At 34.3% G+C, this 15,538-nt stretch carries 16 protein-coding genes; 12 read left to right on the top strand and 4 right to left on the bottom strand.

The annotated features are described in order from the left end of the window. Nucleotides 1–37: 37 nt before the first annotated feature. Nucleotides 38–1,636: a S41 family peptidase gene (locus BMY39_RS12185; protein ID WP_092580021.1), complete on the bottom strand. Its 1,599-nt coding sequence runs from the start codon at nucleotides 1,634–1,636 to the stop codon at nucleotides 38–40. A 150-nt stretch (nucleotides 1,637–1,786) separates the two neighbouring features. Here BMY39_RS12185 and smpB point away from each other — a divergent pair, with 150 nt between their 5' ends. The 5 genes from smpB (at nucleotide 1,787) to BMY39_RS12160 (ending at nucleotide 5,879) form a co-directional block, all read left to right on the top strand. Further along, nucleotides 1,787–2,245: an SsrA-binding protein SmpB gene (gene smpB, locus BMY39_RS12180; RefSeq protein ID WP_092580019.1), complete on the top strand. Its 459-nt coding sequence runs from the start codon at nucleotides 1,787–1,789 to the stop codon at nucleotides 2,243–2,245. Between the two features lie 69 nt (nucleotides 2,246–2,314). After that, nucleotides 2,315–2,875, top strand: coding sequence for a hypothetical protein (locus BMY39_RS12175; protein WP_092580017.1), 561 nt, complete (start codon nucleotides 2,315–2,317; stop codon nucleotides 2,873–2,875). A 1-nt stretch (nucleotide 2,876) separates the two neighbouring features. Continuing rightward, nucleotides 2,877–4,694 carry a Xaa-Pro dipeptidyl-peptidase gene (locus tag BMY39_RS12170; RefSeq protein WP_092580015.1) on the top strand — a complete coding sequence of 606 codons (1,818 nt, stop codon included), beginning with the start codon at nucleotides 2,877–2,879 and terminating at the stop codon, nucleotides 4,692–4,694. 30 nt (nucleotides 4,695–4,724) lie between these two features. Continuing rightward, nucleotides 4,725–5,273 (top strand): pyridoxamine 5'-phosphate oxidase family protein, encoded by a 549-nt coding sequence (locus tag BMY39_RS12165; RefSeq protein ID WP_092580013.1) that lies wholly within the window; start codon nucleotides 4,725–4,727, stop codon nucleotides 5,271–5,273. After that, nucleotides 5,274–5,879: a methyltransferase domain-containing protein gene (locus tag BMY39_RS12160; RefSeq protein ID WP_092580011.1), complete on the top strand. Its 606-nt coding sequence runs from the start codon at nucleotides 5,274–5,276 to the stop codon at nucleotides 5,877–5,879. A 27-nt stretch (nucleotides 5,880–5,906) separates the two neighbouring features. On the opposite strand, the gene BMY39_RS12155 is transcribed toward BMY39_RS12160, so the two are convergent. Then, nucleotides 5,907–6,434: a hypothetical protein gene (locus BMY39_RS12155; RefSeq protein WP_092580009.1), complete on the bottom strand. Its 528-nt coding sequence runs from the start codon at nucleotides 6,432–6,434 to the stop codon at nucleotides 5,907–5,909. A gap of 19 nt (nucleotides 6,435–6,453) precedes the next feature. Beyond that, nucleotides 6,454–7,098 carry a protein-L-isoaspartate(D-aspartate) O-methyltransferase gene (locus tag BMY39_RS12150; RefSeq protein ID WP_092580007.1) on the bottom strand — a complete coding sequence of 215 codons (645 nt, stop codon included), beginning with the start codon at nucleotides 7,096–7,098 and terminating at the stop codon, nucleotides 6,454–6,456. 175 nt (nucleotides 7,099–7,273) lie between these two features. On the opposite strand from BMY39_RS12150, the gene BMY39_RS12145 reads away from it, so the two are divergent. The 7 genes from BMY39_RS12145 to argE all read left to right on the top strand — a co-directional run bounded on the left by BMY39_RS12145 (nucleotide 7,274) and on the right by argE (nucleotide 14,490). Continuing rightward, nucleotides 7,274–8,233, top strand: a complete 960-nt coding sequence (locus BMY39_RS12145; protein ID WP_092580005.1) for a Gfo/Idh/MocA family protein — start codon at nucleotides 7,274–7,276, stop codon at nucleotides 8,231–8,233. Between the two features lie 98 nt (nucleotides 8,234–8,331). Next, nucleotides 8,332–9,222 (top strand): 3-hydroxyacyl-CoA dehydrogenase family protein, encoded by an 891-nt coding sequence (locus BMY39_RS12140; protein WP_092580003.1) that lies wholly within the window; start codon nucleotides 8,332–8,334, stop codon nucleotides 9,220–9,222. Between the two features lie 69 nt (nucleotides 9,223–9,291). Next, on the top strand, nucleotides 9,292–9,963 hold the full coding sequence (locus tag BMY39_RS12135; protein WP_092580001.1) for a YggS family pyridoxal phosphate-dependent enzyme: 672 nt from the start codon (nucleotides 9,292–9,294) through the stop codon (nucleotides 9,961–9,963). Between the two features lie 5 nt (nucleotides 9,964–9,968). Then, the gene (locus tag BMY39_RS12130; RefSeq protein WP_092579999.1) at nucleotides 9,969–11,336 is read left to right on the top strand and encodes an exonuclease domain-containing protein; all 1,368 of its coding nucleotides are present in this window, start codon (nucleotides 9,969–9,971) and stop codon (nucleotides 11,334–11,336) included. A 26-nt stretch (nucleotides 11,337–11,362) separates the two neighbouring features. Continuing rightward, a complete protein-coding gene (locus BMY39_RS12125; RefSeq protein ID WP_092579997.1) occupies nucleotides 11,363–12,211 on the top strand; it encodes an ion transporter in 849 nt (282 codons plus the stop codon). A gap of 192 nt (nucleotides 12,212–12,403) precedes the next feature. Continuing rightward, the gene (gene miaA, locus BMY39_RS12120; protein WP_092580281.1) at nucleotides 12,404–13,318 is read left to right on the top strand and encodes a tRNA (adenosine(37)-N6)-dimethylallyltransferase MiaA; all 915 of its coding nucleotides are present in this window, start codon (nucleotides 12,404–12,406) and stop codon (nucleotides 13,316–13,318) included. Beyond that, nucleotides 13,315–14,490 carry an acetylornithine deacetylase gene (gene argE, locus BMY39_RS12115; RefSeq protein WP_092579995.1) on the top strand — a complete coding sequence of 392 codons (1,176 nt, stop codon included), beginning with the start codon at nucleotides 13,315–13,317 and terminating at the stop codon, nucleotides 14,488–14,490. Before miaA ends, argE begins: the two co-directional genes overlap by 4 nt. Nucleotides 14,491–14,502: 12 nt before the next feature. Here the strand turns inward: argE and BMY39_RS12110 are convergent, their stop codons facing one another. Then, nucleotides 14,503–15,525, bottom strand: coding sequence for an endonuclease/exonuclease/phosphatase family protein (locus BMY39_RS12110; RefSeq protein ID WP_092579993.1), 1,023 nt, complete (start codon nucleotides 15,523–15,525; stop codon nucleotides 14,503–14,505). Nucleotides 15,526–15,538: the final 13 nt, after the last annotated feature.

The raw sequence follows: 15,538 nt of genomic DNA, 5'->3' as shown, positions 1-15,538 counted from the left end.
CGACCCGACAGCAATACCTTAAAACACTAATTATTACTTAGTTTGTCGTATCGATATCGTTTAAAATCCATTCTAACTCTGGATCTTTTTGCTGTTGTATATCCTTAATCGTGGGTACAATCTCAATATCGGGCTTCACACCAAAACCGTCGGGCTCTTGTTTATAAGGGGCCTCAATTTGCATGAGACCAATTCTGGTAATTAATTTTGAATTGGGTAGTTGATACAACTTGTAAAACCCTGCCACAGTGCCGTTATATGCACCACCGGTTTCCTCACCAACAAAAGTGGCACGTTTGGTAGCCTGCAAATTGGTAGAAATTATCGATGACGCCGAAAAAGAGTTGCCGTTTATGAGCACATAGACCTTACCTTTAAAATTTAAAGGATTTGGTACTTCTGGCTTTACATATTTGAACTTATAATACAATTTTCCGTCTTTCTTTTTTATTCTTAGTACATTTTGAACAATCAAAATTGGTGATAATATTCCAGACAGAATTTTTAGTCCCGTAGGCGTGGTATTACTCATTATAGATTTTAAAATGGGAATTCTACTATTTACCTCACTTTCAGTAATAAACTGAAATTCTTTATCGGTTAAATAGGAATACAAGCGTTCTATTTCGGCAATACGTCCGCCACCATTATCTCTTAAATCTAGAATAAAGTATTTTGATTTTGCAGAGTCTATTTTCTTAAAACTTTCTTCATAGAACTTTTTATAGTTGCCGTTTGAAAAACCTCTAATTTTCATGTAAGCTACTGTACTATCATTACCAATAAAACTAAAATTACGCGTGTACGACTTAGTTCTTGGAATATAACCGTGTTTTCTATTGTATTTTTTTCGCTTTTTTGCCGCTATTTTTATACTATCTCTTTCTTGTTTTGTTAGTTTTTTTCGCTTTACCTTTTTAATACTGTCGTTTTTAACTTTGGCAGAATCGGTACGCTTTTTTTCTTTCTTAGGAACACGCTTGAACGTTTTAGAAAACACCGAATCATTGGCCTTAAAAGTAACCTTCAAACTATCTAAAAAACCTTTATCCCTTACATAGAAAGATTTAAAACCTTTACTAACAAACCTGTCATACAATGTTACGTTGTAACCATCGGAAGCAAAACGGGTTTTGTAAACCTCTAATAATTCAGAGGCAGATTCTCCTGCAATACTTACTACTTCTGCACCTACAAAAGAGGAATCTTTTCCTATAGTACGCTCTACTATAAGTTTGCCGTCAATGTATTGAAAATCCAAATCGTAAAACTCGAATTTTTTTTCTTTTAGAGCTTTTCTTTCTTTTCTTTTGAAGCGCTTACCTAAAGGGCGAATGGATACGTGCCCCTGCCGCACACTTGTTAATACCGGAGCTACTTTTTTATAAAAATCACGAGAGTCCATTGGAGTTCTTATGGATTGTTTTAAGCTATCAAACTTAAATTCCATAATCTCTTGTGATGTATATTGATAAAGCTTTGGGTGATGCTTCTTTAGTTGATGGTATAGCTTATCTACATCATTCCTAAGATCATCCACCGAATGTAATTTGGATATGTTTTCATTATGTTTTTTTACACTGCCGCACGAAATCAAAAATAATGCACTAATAATCCCGAAGAAAAATCGCTTCATAACATGAAAATTTCGAAAGCTAAAATAGGTGTATTTCATATATCTTAAAACCTATTAATCATTATTTAACGTTTAATAAGGAGTATTTTTCAACTATATTCTCGTACCTATAACTATTGGTATCAAGGAAATTTATGTAGTTTTGCAACCATGCAAAAAACCATTAACATACAAAATAAAAAGGCACGTTTTCAATACGAGATATTGGATAAGTACACTGCTGGTATTGTGTTAACTGGTACTGAAATAAAATCTATCAGAAATAGTAAAGCATCTATTTCTGAAAGTTTTTGCGAGTTTAATGAGAAAGGTGAGTTGTTTGTGGTAAACATGACAATTGAAGAATACCTTTATGGTACTTACTACAACCATAAGCCCAAAGCAACGCGTAAATTACTACTAAACAAAAGAGAACTTAAAAAACTAAATAAAGAAGTTCAAAATACGGGGCTTACAATTATTCCACTTCGTTTATTTATTAATGATAAAGGTTACGCAAAACTAGATATTGCACTAGCAAAAGGTAAAAAACTTTTCGATAAGCGTGAAACTATTAAAGATCGCGACAATAAACGCCATCTAGATAGAATTAAAAAAATCTACAAATAATTTATGATGTTATTAACCGTTGGTAGGTTACTAATTCATTATTTTGCATCCTAGTTTACATTAGTATATATGAAAAAATTAGTATTTCTATTAAGCTGCTTCACCATAGCAATTCATGCCCAGGAAGCCAAAAAAAAAGAGGAAAACTCAGAGAAAAAAGAATTTGTTGTTGATAGCACTAAAGTGCTAACTCTAGACAAAACTATTAAAACCTTATACGACGTTATTTCTGCTGAAAAAGAAGAAGAGCGTAATTGGAAACAATTTAAGTTTTTGTTCTATCCAGATGCAAAGTTAATTCCAACCGGGATGAATCAAGACTACGTATATAAGGCTAAATATCTAACGCCTCAAGAATATATTAAAAACTCTCAAAAGTGGTTGAAAATGAATGGTTTTATTGAAAAAGAAATTTATAGAACCGTAAATACGTTTGGAAACATCGCTCATGTTTTTAGTACTTATGAAAGTTTTTACAGTAAGAAAGATGAAAAACCGTTTATGAGAGGCATCAACAGTATTCAATTAATTTATGATGAAGATAGATGGTGGATAGTAAATATTTTTTGGGCACAAGAAACCGAAGAACAACCAATTCCTAAAGCCCACTTACCTCGAAAAAACAAGTAAAATGAAGAGCACTTTAAAAAAGATATACGTTCTCATAGCTTTGGTGGTATCGTACAGTTTATGCAGTCAAAATGAAGCAAAACCAATTTTTGAAAACGGAGAAGCACAAGTAGTTGAAGCATTTAATACGCCTGAAAAATGGATTAGACACGATGTGTTTGTGGAAACCGAGTTTGACTCTGACGGTGATGGAAAATTAGACAGAATGCATGCCGATATTACTCGACCTTACCAAACCGAAACCGAGGGATTAAAACTACCTGTAATTTATGAGTCTAGCCCGTACTACGCGGGTGTTGCACCAAATGTTAAAGGCGTTTTTTGGGATGTGAAGCACGAATTAGGAGAAATGGGACCAGAACGCGTGCACCCAGATGTTGCTCGCCTTGGTGAACGGCCAATAATTTCAAATTCCCAAATTAAAACCTGGGTACCTAGAGGTTATATAGTAGTACATTCATCATCTCCCGGAACTGGGTTATCTCAAGGTTCACCTACCGTTGGTGGAGATAATGAATCCCTTGCACCAAAAGCAGTTATAGATTGGCTAAATGGTCGTACGAGAGCATATACCGAACCCTATGGAGGAAAAGAGGTTAAGGCATTCTGGTCCACCGGAAAAGTAGGAATGACTGGCACCTCGTATAATGGTACTATACCGCTAGCCGCTGCAACAACTGGTGTTAAGGGTTTGGAAGTTATTATTCCTATTGCTCCAAATACGTCCTACTATCATTACTACAGAAGTAACGGTTTAGTACGGTCTCCAGGGGGCTATCTTGGTGAAGATATTGATGTATTATATGATTATATTCACAGTGGAGACGAAACCAAACGTGCCACAAATAATAAAAGAGTAAGAGATACCGAAATGAAAAACGGTATGGATAGAATTACTGGAGATTATAACGATTTTTGGGCCGGCAGAGACTACCTTAATGACATGAAACCCATGACAGCTGCATTGCTAATGTCTCATGGATTTAACGACTGGAACGTTATGCCTGAGCACAGTTATAGAATATATAAAAAAGCCAAGGAAATGGGACTGGAAACCGCTATTTATTATCATCAGTTTGGGCATGGTGGCCCGCCTCCAGTAGCAATGATGAACAAATGGTTTACGCACTATTTGCATGGTATAGACAATGGCATCGAGAAAGAAACCAACAAAGCGTTTATTGTTCGTGAAGGCGATGACATGCAAAAACCGACTGCCTATAAAGACTATCCAAATCCTAAATCTAAAGACGTATCACTATATCTTACGGGTGGAGCCCCTGAAACTGGCGGTTTAGTTCTGTCTAAACCTAACAAACAAAAAAACGAAATACTTGTAGATAATTACTCGTTTAGCGGTGAGGCCTTGGCCAAAGCTGAAATCACACAACATAGGTTACTTTACGTTAGCCCAATACTTAAAGAAGACTTACACATTTCAGGTGTTCCTAGAATTACGGTATCACTTGCAAGCAGTAAACCTGCTGCCAATTTATCGGTGTGGCTAGTGTCATTACCGTGGAATGAAAGCAGAAGAGCTAAAACAACAGATAACATTATTACCCGCGGTTGGGCAGATCCACAGAATCACGCGTCATTATCTGAAAGTGAGCCACTAAAACCAGGTAAATTCTATACATTTAGTTTTGATTTACAACCAGACGACCAAATTATTAAAGCGGGTCAGCAAATTGGCCTGATGATTTTTTCAAGTGATAAGGATTACACCCTACACCCAAAACCTGGCACTGAATTAACCATAGATTTAAACAAGACAGAACTGATTTTACCTATTGTTGGTGGCATTGAAAAATTCTAATAAACAAACTTCACATTATTTAGTACTAAAATGGCTAATTTTTTTAACGAAATAACACCAGCACTTAAAACCTTTATCGAAGGACAACACATATTTTTTGTTGCTACCGCTGCTACTGAAGGTAGAATAAACCTATCACCCAAAGGGTTAGCAGATACGTTTAGAATAGTTGACAAAAATAGAGTGTTGTGGTTAAATTTAACTGGAAGTGGTAACGAAACAGCGGCACATATTTTACAGAATGATAGAATGACCATTATGTTTTGTTCATTTGAAGGCAAGCCACTAATATTAAGACTCTACGGAAACGCTAAAGTGTACCATGAAAGAGATATAGAATTTCAAAATAACAAACATTTGTTTCCTGAAATTCCAGGAACGCGACAAATTGTGGACATGATTATTGAAAGCGTGCAAACCTCTTGCGGTTATGCCGTACCCTTTATGGATTTTAAAGAAGAGCGTCAACAATTGAATGCTTGGGCAGAAAAACAAGGTAAGGAACATATTAAAAACTACTGGATGGAGAAAAACACCAAGAGTATTGATGGATTGGAAACCAATATTTTTGAAGATTAAATGAGTGATAATAAAACCTATTGGTCCAAACGTTACAAAGAGAAGAATACTGGTTGGGATATTGGTGAACCATCTAAACCTTTAAAAGTTTACATCGATCAATTAGAAAATAAATCTTTAAAAATTCTAATTCCAGGTGCTGGTAATTCTTATGAAGCTGAATATCTATTTAACAAAGGGTTTAAAAATGTTTATGTTTTAGATATTGCTAAAGCCCCTTTAGAAGCATTTCAAAAACGAGTACCCAATTTTCCTTCAGAACAGATTATTGACGATGATTTTTTTGAACATCGGGGCACCTATGACTTAATTTTGGAACAGACCTTTTTCTGTTCCTTTCCACCATTACCAGAAACCCGTAAACAGTATGCCATAAAAACGCATAAATTACTGCGTGAGAATGGTAAACTCGTAGGTTTATGGTTTAATTTTCCTTTAACTAATGACATGGAAAACCCCCCGTTTGGTGGTTCAAAAGAAGAATATCTCAGCTATTTTGAGCCTTATTTCAATATTAAAACTTTTGAAAACTGTTACAATTCTATTGCACCTAGAATGGGCAATGAGCTGTATGGGGTTTTTGAGAAACCTAAAAAATGGCTATAATTATTTAGTATTCTGCATCAGACAATTTTATTCTAATAAAAGTCTAACTTTTTTTGTAAAAGCCTTTTCCCCTGACCCATAAACAGTTCTGCAGCTTCCTTCAATAGTAATTACATCATTTTCTTTTAAAAGATATTTTTCTATTTGGTTGCGTAATTTCAATTCAGGTATTTCAAAAACAATTTTATTTTCAAGTTCAGAAATCGTTCCATAAAACGTTTTTTTAAATGGCTCTTCTGTCGTAATAGTATATTCATCTATATACTCATCGTTATCTTCAAATAAACTAGGACCTTCTATAAAATATTTTTTTAATTCTTGACTAGAATTATATTCTAAATCCGTTATTACAAAGGAAAAATCAACATTACTAAAAGTTTTGTAAAATCGAATAGTTTGCTCTTCTTTAAATGGAGAAATGATAAGTTTAAATTGAAATTTATCTCCAATAGAATAAGTTTCTTTATCAGTTTCAATATTAAATTTAGTCTCCGAGAAATCATTTCTTGAACAACCTAAAAATAAAATGAAAAGAAGAAAAATTGCTTTTTCCATAACCTACCTCTATAAAAGCCTAATTCTTATCCTCCAAAAGTGGCACAAAACGAAACTCTCCCAACTCATGTTGTTCAAATTCTTTCTGTCCTTTCCTGATGAACAAGTTCATGACCTGTACATCATCACCAATGGGGATCACTAGGCGTCCGCCATCTAACTTCAACTGACTCAATAAGGGTTTTGGCACAAAAGGCGCACCAGCAGTAACGATAATACTATCAAAAGGAGCCTCTTCAGGCAGTCCTTTATAGCCATCACCAAAAATGAGTTTTTTGGCGCGATATCCCAATTTTGGTAAAAACTTACTGGTTTTTTTAAACAATTCCTGCTGACGTTCAATACTATACACTTTGGCACCTAACTCACACAACACAGCAGTTTGGTATCCGCTTCCTGTACCTATTTCTAATACTTTATCTCCAGGCGACACCTGCAATAGTTCTGTTTGAAATGCCACAGTATAGGGTTGTGAAATTGTTTGATCTGCTGCAATAGGGAAAGCCTTATCTTGATAAGCATGATCTAAAAATCCAGAATCCATAAATAAATGCCGCGGTATTTTACCTATGGCATTCAAAACTTTTTCATCTTGTATACCTTTAGCTTTAACGATGTTAACTAATTGTTGGCGTAAACCTTGATGTTTAAATGTATCTTTCAATGTTTGGGAGGTTATTTCTGCACAATTTACTCAAACATTTTTAACCTAAAAACAATTTTTACAGAATTTAAATTTAGTATCTTTAAGCTTTGAAATTTTGGTCAGTTTTGTATTAAAAACGTACCTTACATTTACACTATTTAACTAATAATAGCTTCGTTGAAAAATTAAAATTATGCTAAAAGCTGGAGTTCTTGGTGCTGGCCACTTGGGAAAAATTCATTTACGTCTTTTAAAACAATCTGAAAAATATGAGCTTCTTGGCTTCTACGATGCCGATACCTCTACCGCGCAAAAAGTAGCAGATGAGTTTGGGTATAAATTGTTCGATTCTATAGATGAACTTATAAATGCTGTTGATGTTGTAGACATTGTAACACCTACACTTTCACATCACGATTGTGCTATAAGAGCCATTACCAAAGGCAAACATATTTTCATAGAAAAACCTATTACCAATACAGTTGCAGAGGCTGAGGACATTAGAGCTTTGGTTGCATTGCATAAAGTAAAAGGACAAGTAGGACATGTAGAGCGGTTTAATCCTGCGTTTTTAGCGGTTAAAGAAGATATTAAGACACCAATGTTTATTGAAACGCATCGTTTGGCAGAGTTTAATCCGCGTGGAACCGATGTCCCTGTGGTATTGGATTTAATGATTCATGACATTGATATTATTTTAAGTATCGTAAAATCTGAGGTTAAGCATATTTCAGCCAGCGGTGTTGCCGTAATTAGCGACACACCAGATATTGCCAATGCGCGTATTGAATTTAAAAACGGTTGTGTAGCCAATTTAACAGCTAGTAGAATTTCTTTGAAGAAGATGCGAAAGGCCAGATTCTTTCAAAAAGATGCCTATATTTCCGTTGACTTTTTAGAGAAGAACTGTGAAGTGGTTAAAATGAAAGATGCTCCAGAAAACCCTGGCGATTTCGATATGATTTTACAAAATGCAGAGGGTATTAAAAAGCAAATCTACTTTGATAACCCAAAAATTTCAGATGTAAATTCTATTCTAATGGAACTAGAAACCTTTGCTGATGCCATAAATAATGATACAACACCAGTTGTAACTTTACATGATGGTACAGAAGCACTACGGGTTGCAAATATGGTTATCAATCAGTTTTAGAAAAAAAGCCCCTCCTAACCTACCCGAAGGAGAGGAATTTTACTCATACCCTGAAAACTTAGGGTATAGAAGTTAAAATTTATAATAAAATTAGACGCATGAAAAATATAGCAGTAATTGGAGCGGGCACCATGGGAAACGGTATTGCCCATGTTTTTGCACAAAACGGATTTAAAGTTAAATTAATTGACGTTAACGAATTAGCCCTAAAGAGAGGTTTACAAACTATTACCAATAATTTAGACCGCATGGTGGCAAAGGAAAAAATCTCTACTGAAAAGAAAGATGAAACACTCGGTAATATTTCAATCTTCACAGCTATAAAAGAAGGGGTTGAAGACACATCTTTAGTGGTTGAAGCAGCAACAGAAAATCTAGATTTAAAACTTAAAATTTTTAAAGAGTTGGATAGCACTTGTGCACACTCAACAATTTTGGCTACCAACACCTCCTCTATTTCTATTACGCAAATAGCTGCAGTAACTTCTGCACCAGAACGTGTTATTGGAATGCATTTTATGAATCCTGTGCCTATCATGAAATTGGTAGAAATTATTCGCGGTTACAACACTAGCGATGCTATTACTAAAACCATCATGCAACTATCAAAAACATTAGGCAAGATTCCTGTTGAAGTTAACGATTACCCTGGTTTTGTAGCAAACCGCATTTTAATGCCAATGCTGAATGAATCAATTGAAACGCTTTACAATGGTGTGGCAGGCGTTGAAGAAATTGATACTGTAATGAAATTAGGAATGGTACACCCCATGGGGCCTTTACAACTGGCAGATTTTATAGGCTTAGATGTATGCCTTTCTATTTTAAATGTGATGTACAATGGCTTTAAAAATCCAAAATATGCACCTTGCCCGTTATTGGTTAACATGGTAAATGCTGGTAAATTAGGAGTAAAATCTGGAGAAGGCTTCTATGATTATTCTGAAAACAAAAAAGCTGAAAACGTTTCTAAACAGTTTTTGAATTAATCAAATATCCTATTTAAAAGTTAATCTTTCTCAAATTATACCAAGACCTTCAGTAATATATTTTAAACCATGAGTATAAAACAAAACCTTCAAACCATAAAATCCTCTATACCAGAACACATTACGCTTGTGGCTGTTTCAAAAACAAAACCAGTGAGCGATATTATGGAAGCTTATAATGCTGGACATAAAATTTTTGGAGAAAACAAAGTCCAAGATATGGTAGAGAAATATGAGCAAATGCCAAAAGACATCTTATGGCATATGATTGGCCATGTACAGCGCAACAAAGTAAAATATATGGCAAGCTTTGTGAGTTTAATTCACGGTGTAGATAATTTTAAATTACTGAAGGAAATAAATAAACAAGCTAAAAAGCACAACAGAATAATAGATTGCTTATTACAAATAAAAATTGCCGAAGAAGATTCTAAATTTGGGATGTCGGCCGAAGACGCTTCAAAAATTTTATTTTCAGAAGCATTTTCAGCATTAAAAAACATTAACATTACCGGTGTAATGGGTATGGCTACTTTTACCGATAATGAAACTCAAATAAAAAAAGAATTTAACACCTTAAAAAGTACTTTTGATAGTTTAAAATCGTACGAAAAGTTTAACTTTAAACCTGAAATTATTAGCATGGGCATGAGTGGTGATTACAAACTAGCGATTGATTGTGGCAGCACCATGATTCGCGTTGGCAGCAGTATTTTTGGAGCTAGAAATTATTCAAATTAAACAATATTTACGCAGTATTAGACATAGAAACTACGGGTGGCAAGTACAATGAGGAGGGTATTACCGAAATAGCTATCTATAAATTTGATGGCCATAAAATTGTAGACCAATTTATTAGTCTCGTTAATCCTGAGCGAGAAATTCAACCTTTCGTGGTTAACCTTACCGGAATTAATAGTAATATGCTACGAAATGCGCCTAAATTCTATGAAGTCGCCAAACGCATTGTAGAAATTACAGATGGCTGTATTCTTGTAGCCCACAATGCCCAATTTGATTATCGCATTCTTTGTACTGAATTTAGGAGGTTAGGTTTTGAATACGAACGGAAATCGCTCTGCACTGTTGAACTTTCAAAATATCTTATTCCAGACCAGCCTTCTTATAGTTTAGGGAAACTAGTACGTTCCCTTGGGATTCCTGTGGCCGACAGACACCGCGCTTCTGGAGATGCACAAGCTACTGTTAAATTGTTTAAAATGCTTTTGGATAAGGATACTGAAAAAAACATCATAAAAGATGCAGTTCGTCTCAATCCGAAACACCAACTAGAACCGCGACATTTAGATATTATTGCAGAATTACCCTCAATTACCGGTGTATATTATATCCATAAAGACGATGGGGAAATTATCTATATTGGTAAAAGTAATAATATAAAAAAGCGGATAAACCAGCATTTTACAAATACAAATCCTAAATCAAAAAAAATACAGTCTTTGGTTACGGCTGTTACCTACGAAGCTACCGGAAGTGAGCTAGTTGCATTGTTGAAAGAAAGTGAAGAGATAAAACGCAACAAGCCCGTTTTTAACCGTGCCTTAAAGCGCAATAGTTTTTCGCACGCCCTCTATAGCTTTACCGACGAAAACAACTACTTAAACTTAAGTGTTGGAAAGGTGGATCATAGAAAAAAACCTATTACAACATTCAATAATCTACAAAGCGGTAAAAGCTTTATTTCTAGAGCAATTGTCGATTACGGTTTATGCCAAAAACTAACTGGTGAATATAAAACAAAAACTAGTTGCTTTAATTATGATATCAAGGAATGTAATGGTGCTTGTATAGGCGAAGAATTGCCTGAACAATATAATAAACGCGTAACAGCCTTAATAGATAAAAATAGTTACGCCAACAAAAACATGGTGGTTATTGATAAAGGGCGCGATATAGATGAAAGAAGCGCCATCCTTATAAAAGATGGGGCATTTAAAGGCTTAGGTTTTTTTAACCTAAATTACCAAATTAATAATTTAAAGGTTTTGGAATCGATCATCACTCCCATGCAAAATAACAGAGATACCCAACATATTATTCAAAGTTATTTAAGGCGTAATAAGAAAGTAAAAACGTTGCACATTGAAAACTAACCGCTTCTTTTTATTACATTTAAAGAATGAATACTAAAAAAGATAGGTACTGGCGGAAAAAACTTCATGATATCATTTATGAAGCCGATACACGTGCGGGTAAGATATTTGACGTTATTCTCCTAATAGCCATTCTAGCCAGTATTATTTTTGTAATGCTAGAAAGTATAAAGAGTTTCGATGAAAAGTATCATAATTTTTTAAATATTTCAGAATGGATTATTACCATTTTGTTCTCTATAGAATATATTGCGCGCATCATTACGGTAAAAAAACCATATAAATATATTTTTAGTTTTTATGGTATTATCGATTTGCTATCAACACTTCCAAAGTATATTTCGTTATTATTTGGGGGCGTTCATGCCTTGGCGGCACTTCGTGCATTGCGATTACTACGTATATTCCGAATTTTAAAACTTGCGCGATACTTAGGTGCATCAAAAGTACTAACCTCCGCTATTAAAGCGAGTCGTGCTAAAATTTTGGTATTCCTTTTCGCGGTGCTTATTCTATGTGTTATTTTCGGAACGTTAATGTACCTTGTTGAAGGAGAGGAGAGCGGCTTTAAAAGTATCCCTGTAAGCGTTTATTGGTGTATCGTTACCCTTACTACGGTTGGTTTTGGAGACATTGCTCCTGTAACGCCTCTTGGTCAATTTATTGCGGCACTTATCATGATTTTAGGTTACGGTATCATTGCCGTACCTACGGGTATTGTATCAGCGGAGTACACAGCCCAAGGCAAAAAAGAGTACGTTAAGCCCGAAGATAGATTAAGACTTAATTCAAAATCCTGCGAAAACTGTCTTGCCGAAGACCATAGAGACAAAGCCGATTTTTGCTATAATTGCGGCGAAAAATTACATATTTAGGTTTCGGGCGCAACCACACCCTTCGAGAGCCTCAGGGCTGGAGGTCGGGCTTTCACTAGTCGCTCCTCCAAAAGTCGGGAGCTCCACATACCGTTCAATCCCTTGCGCACCTTTCTGCCATCACTATTTTAAAACCATACTTTGGTCTCTTCTTTTTTCACAGTACCTTTACTTTTTCTAAAAAATTCATCCATAAAAACCTCAAATACATATCTCATTTCCATCGTTGGCCCAACGGCAATAGGTAAAACAGCATTAAGTATTGCACTGGCAAAATATTTTAACACTGAAATTGTTTCGGCAGACTCTCGTCAGTTTTTTAAAGAAATGCAAATCGGCACAGCGGCACCAACCCAAGAAGAGTTACATACAGTCCCACATCATTTTATTCATCATAAATCCATAAAAGACCATTATAGCGTAGGTGCATTCGAAAAAGATGCTATCGCCACACTAGATGCCTTATTTCAAAAATATAACGTCGTAATTATGGTAGGCGGTTCAGGTTTATATGTGGATGCTGTTACTAAAGGATTGGATGATTTTCCTGATGTAGATGTATCAATTAGGGAAAACCTTAATAAAACATTAGAACAACAAGGTCTAGAAGAATTACAAAAACAACTTAAAAAGTTAGATATAAAAAGCTACAATACCATCGCTATCGATAATCCTCATCGGGTTATTAGAGCATTAGAAATTTGCATTGGTACCGGCAAACCTTACTCGACTTTTTTAAACAAACCTAAAGTTAAACGCAATTTTAAAACTATCACCATTGGGCTAACTGCAGAAAGAGCAACAATTTATTCACGAATTAACCAACGTGTTGATTTAATGATAGAAGATGGTTTACTTAAGGAAGTAAAGGGATTGCTTCCGCACAAAAATCTAAACGCCTTAAACACCGTTGGCTACAAAGAGTTATTTAACTATTTAGAGGGTAAATGGACACTAGATTTTGCTATTTCAGAAATAAAAAAGAATACAAGACGCTTTGCAAAACGACAATTAACGTGGTTTAGAAAAGATGAAACTATACATTGGTTCGATTACCAGGAATATATTGCAACAATTATTAATGCCATAGAACATAAACTTAAATGACGACTGAAACCATACTTTCAAAATTAGTAGCATTTCCCGTTTTAGGTGGCGAGTCTAACCTTTCTATAATTCACTGGATTAAAGATTATATTGAAGATTTTGGAATTACGTGTACTTTGGTTCCAAATAAAGAAGGCACAAAAGCATCATTGCATTGCCGTATTGGCCCTTCGGTTGATGGTGGTATCATTTTATCTGGACATACCGATGTTGTGCCGGTAAAAGGTCAGCACTGGGATACAGACCCTTTTATTCTTACTGATAAAGGTGATGGAAAGCTTTACGGTCGTGGTGCTTGCGATATGAAAGGGTTTTTGGCATGCTGTTTAAATGCACTTCCTAGTTTAGTAAATGTAAATCTTAAAAAACCAATATATTTTGCATTTTCATATGATGAAGAAATTGGCTGTTTATCTGCTCCAGAATTAATAGAACATCTAAAAGGTCATTATCCTGAAACGCCAAAATATGCCATTATTGGTGAACCTTCTTTACTGCAGCCTATTATTGGACACAAAGGTATTTGTTTGTATACCACAACAGTAAATGGTTCTGCTGGCCATAGTAGTAGAATATTGCAAGAAGTTAGTGCCATTAACGAAGCTGCAAGGTTAGTTTTATGGTTAGAAAACAAGATGAAACTTTTAGTCGATTCTGGAAATACCGATGAGCGATTTTCACCACCGCATTCTTCATTGCACACAGGCATTATCCATGGTGGTATTGCGGCCAATGTTATTGCTGACACCGTTTATTTTTCATGGGATGCGAGAATGATTCCAAGTGATAACCTCTCAGAAATTGTAAAGGAGTTTGAGCAACATTGTGAAAAGCGCATGTGCGAATTAAGGCCAATATTTCCAGAATTTACAATAGACACCACAGAAATACATCCGCCAGTAGCTCCTTTTGACAGTGATGTAAATAGTGCCATTGTGAAGCTAATGGCTCAAATAAACGAGAATAAAAATATTGCAACAGTAGCCTATGCATCAGAAGCTGGACAATTCAATGAAGCGGGCTTTCAAAGCATTATATGTGGTCCTGGTTCAATTGAACAAGCACATAGAGCCAACGAGTTTATTGCTAAAGATGAATTGAAAGACTACTGTAAAATACTTGAAAAATTAGTTAAATTATTATCTTCTGAAAAAGTGAATAAAGCATTTTAAAAAAATTATAAACTAGAATTTTAATTTAGCTAACACAGGTTCATGGTCTGAAATACTTACATTAAAATTTTCGTGAGATAAGACGTCTATTTCCTTATCTATTAATATATAATCTAGTCTTAAGGGATACTTTAATAAATAATAAGTTATACCAAAACCAAATCCTGCACTCACAAACGTGTCTTTTTTATTTTGGCTTAATTTTTTATAATTTTCAGTATAATTTGTACTGTTAAAATCACCACAAAAAATTATTTTACCTTTGAAATCACTTGCGTGTTTTAGGATAATTTCAACTTGAACCTCTTGCTTTTTTTGAGCTTCCGCAATCTTGTTTATAATAATCTCAGCCCCATCAAATGTTAAAATTGATTTAACAAATCTTAATCTGTAAGATTGCAAATGAATATTATATACTCTTACAATAGAACCATTAATATTAATGTCAGCATAAATAGTTTGATTTCTGGTATCAGGAAAATCTACAAATCCTTTATTTATAATTGGATATTTAGAATAAATCACTTGTAGCGTTTTTTCAAAATTAGGTCTATAGCCAACAAATGTATGAGGGTAATATGAAAAACTTTGAAACTCAAATTTTGAAAATTCTTGAAAACAAGTTATATCAGGATTTTTATTTTCAATAAAATCTATGATTTTTTTAGTTCTTTCAATATTTCTTATGTTATTTAAGACACCAAAATCTCTAGCATTAAAAGTCATAAAACTAAATACATCTTCATCATCTAAAATTTCACTTTTACCATTTAATTGCAAAGGAGTGGTAAAAAACACAAAATGAATGCATACAGATAATAAGCTGATATAAATATGTTTTTTACGTTTCAGCAACCAATAAAACACTATAAAAATATTTATAATAAATAAAATTGGAATTGTTACTGAAAAGAAAAAAGAAAATATGTTTGACTTATAATAAGAGATAAAACAGCCTACAAGTAAAAGTGCTGAAAAAGCATATGAAATAATTAACCAAAATTTATCATATAAAATTATTTTATTTAAAAACATTAAACATTGATAA

The organism is Hyunsoonleella jejuensis (assembly GCF_900111025.1).
GTDB lineage: Bacteria > Bacteroidota > Bacteroidia > Flavobacteriales > Flavobacteriaceae > Jejuia > Jejuia jejuensis.
This window is presented reverse-complemented; position numbering and strand designations above follow the sequence as displayed.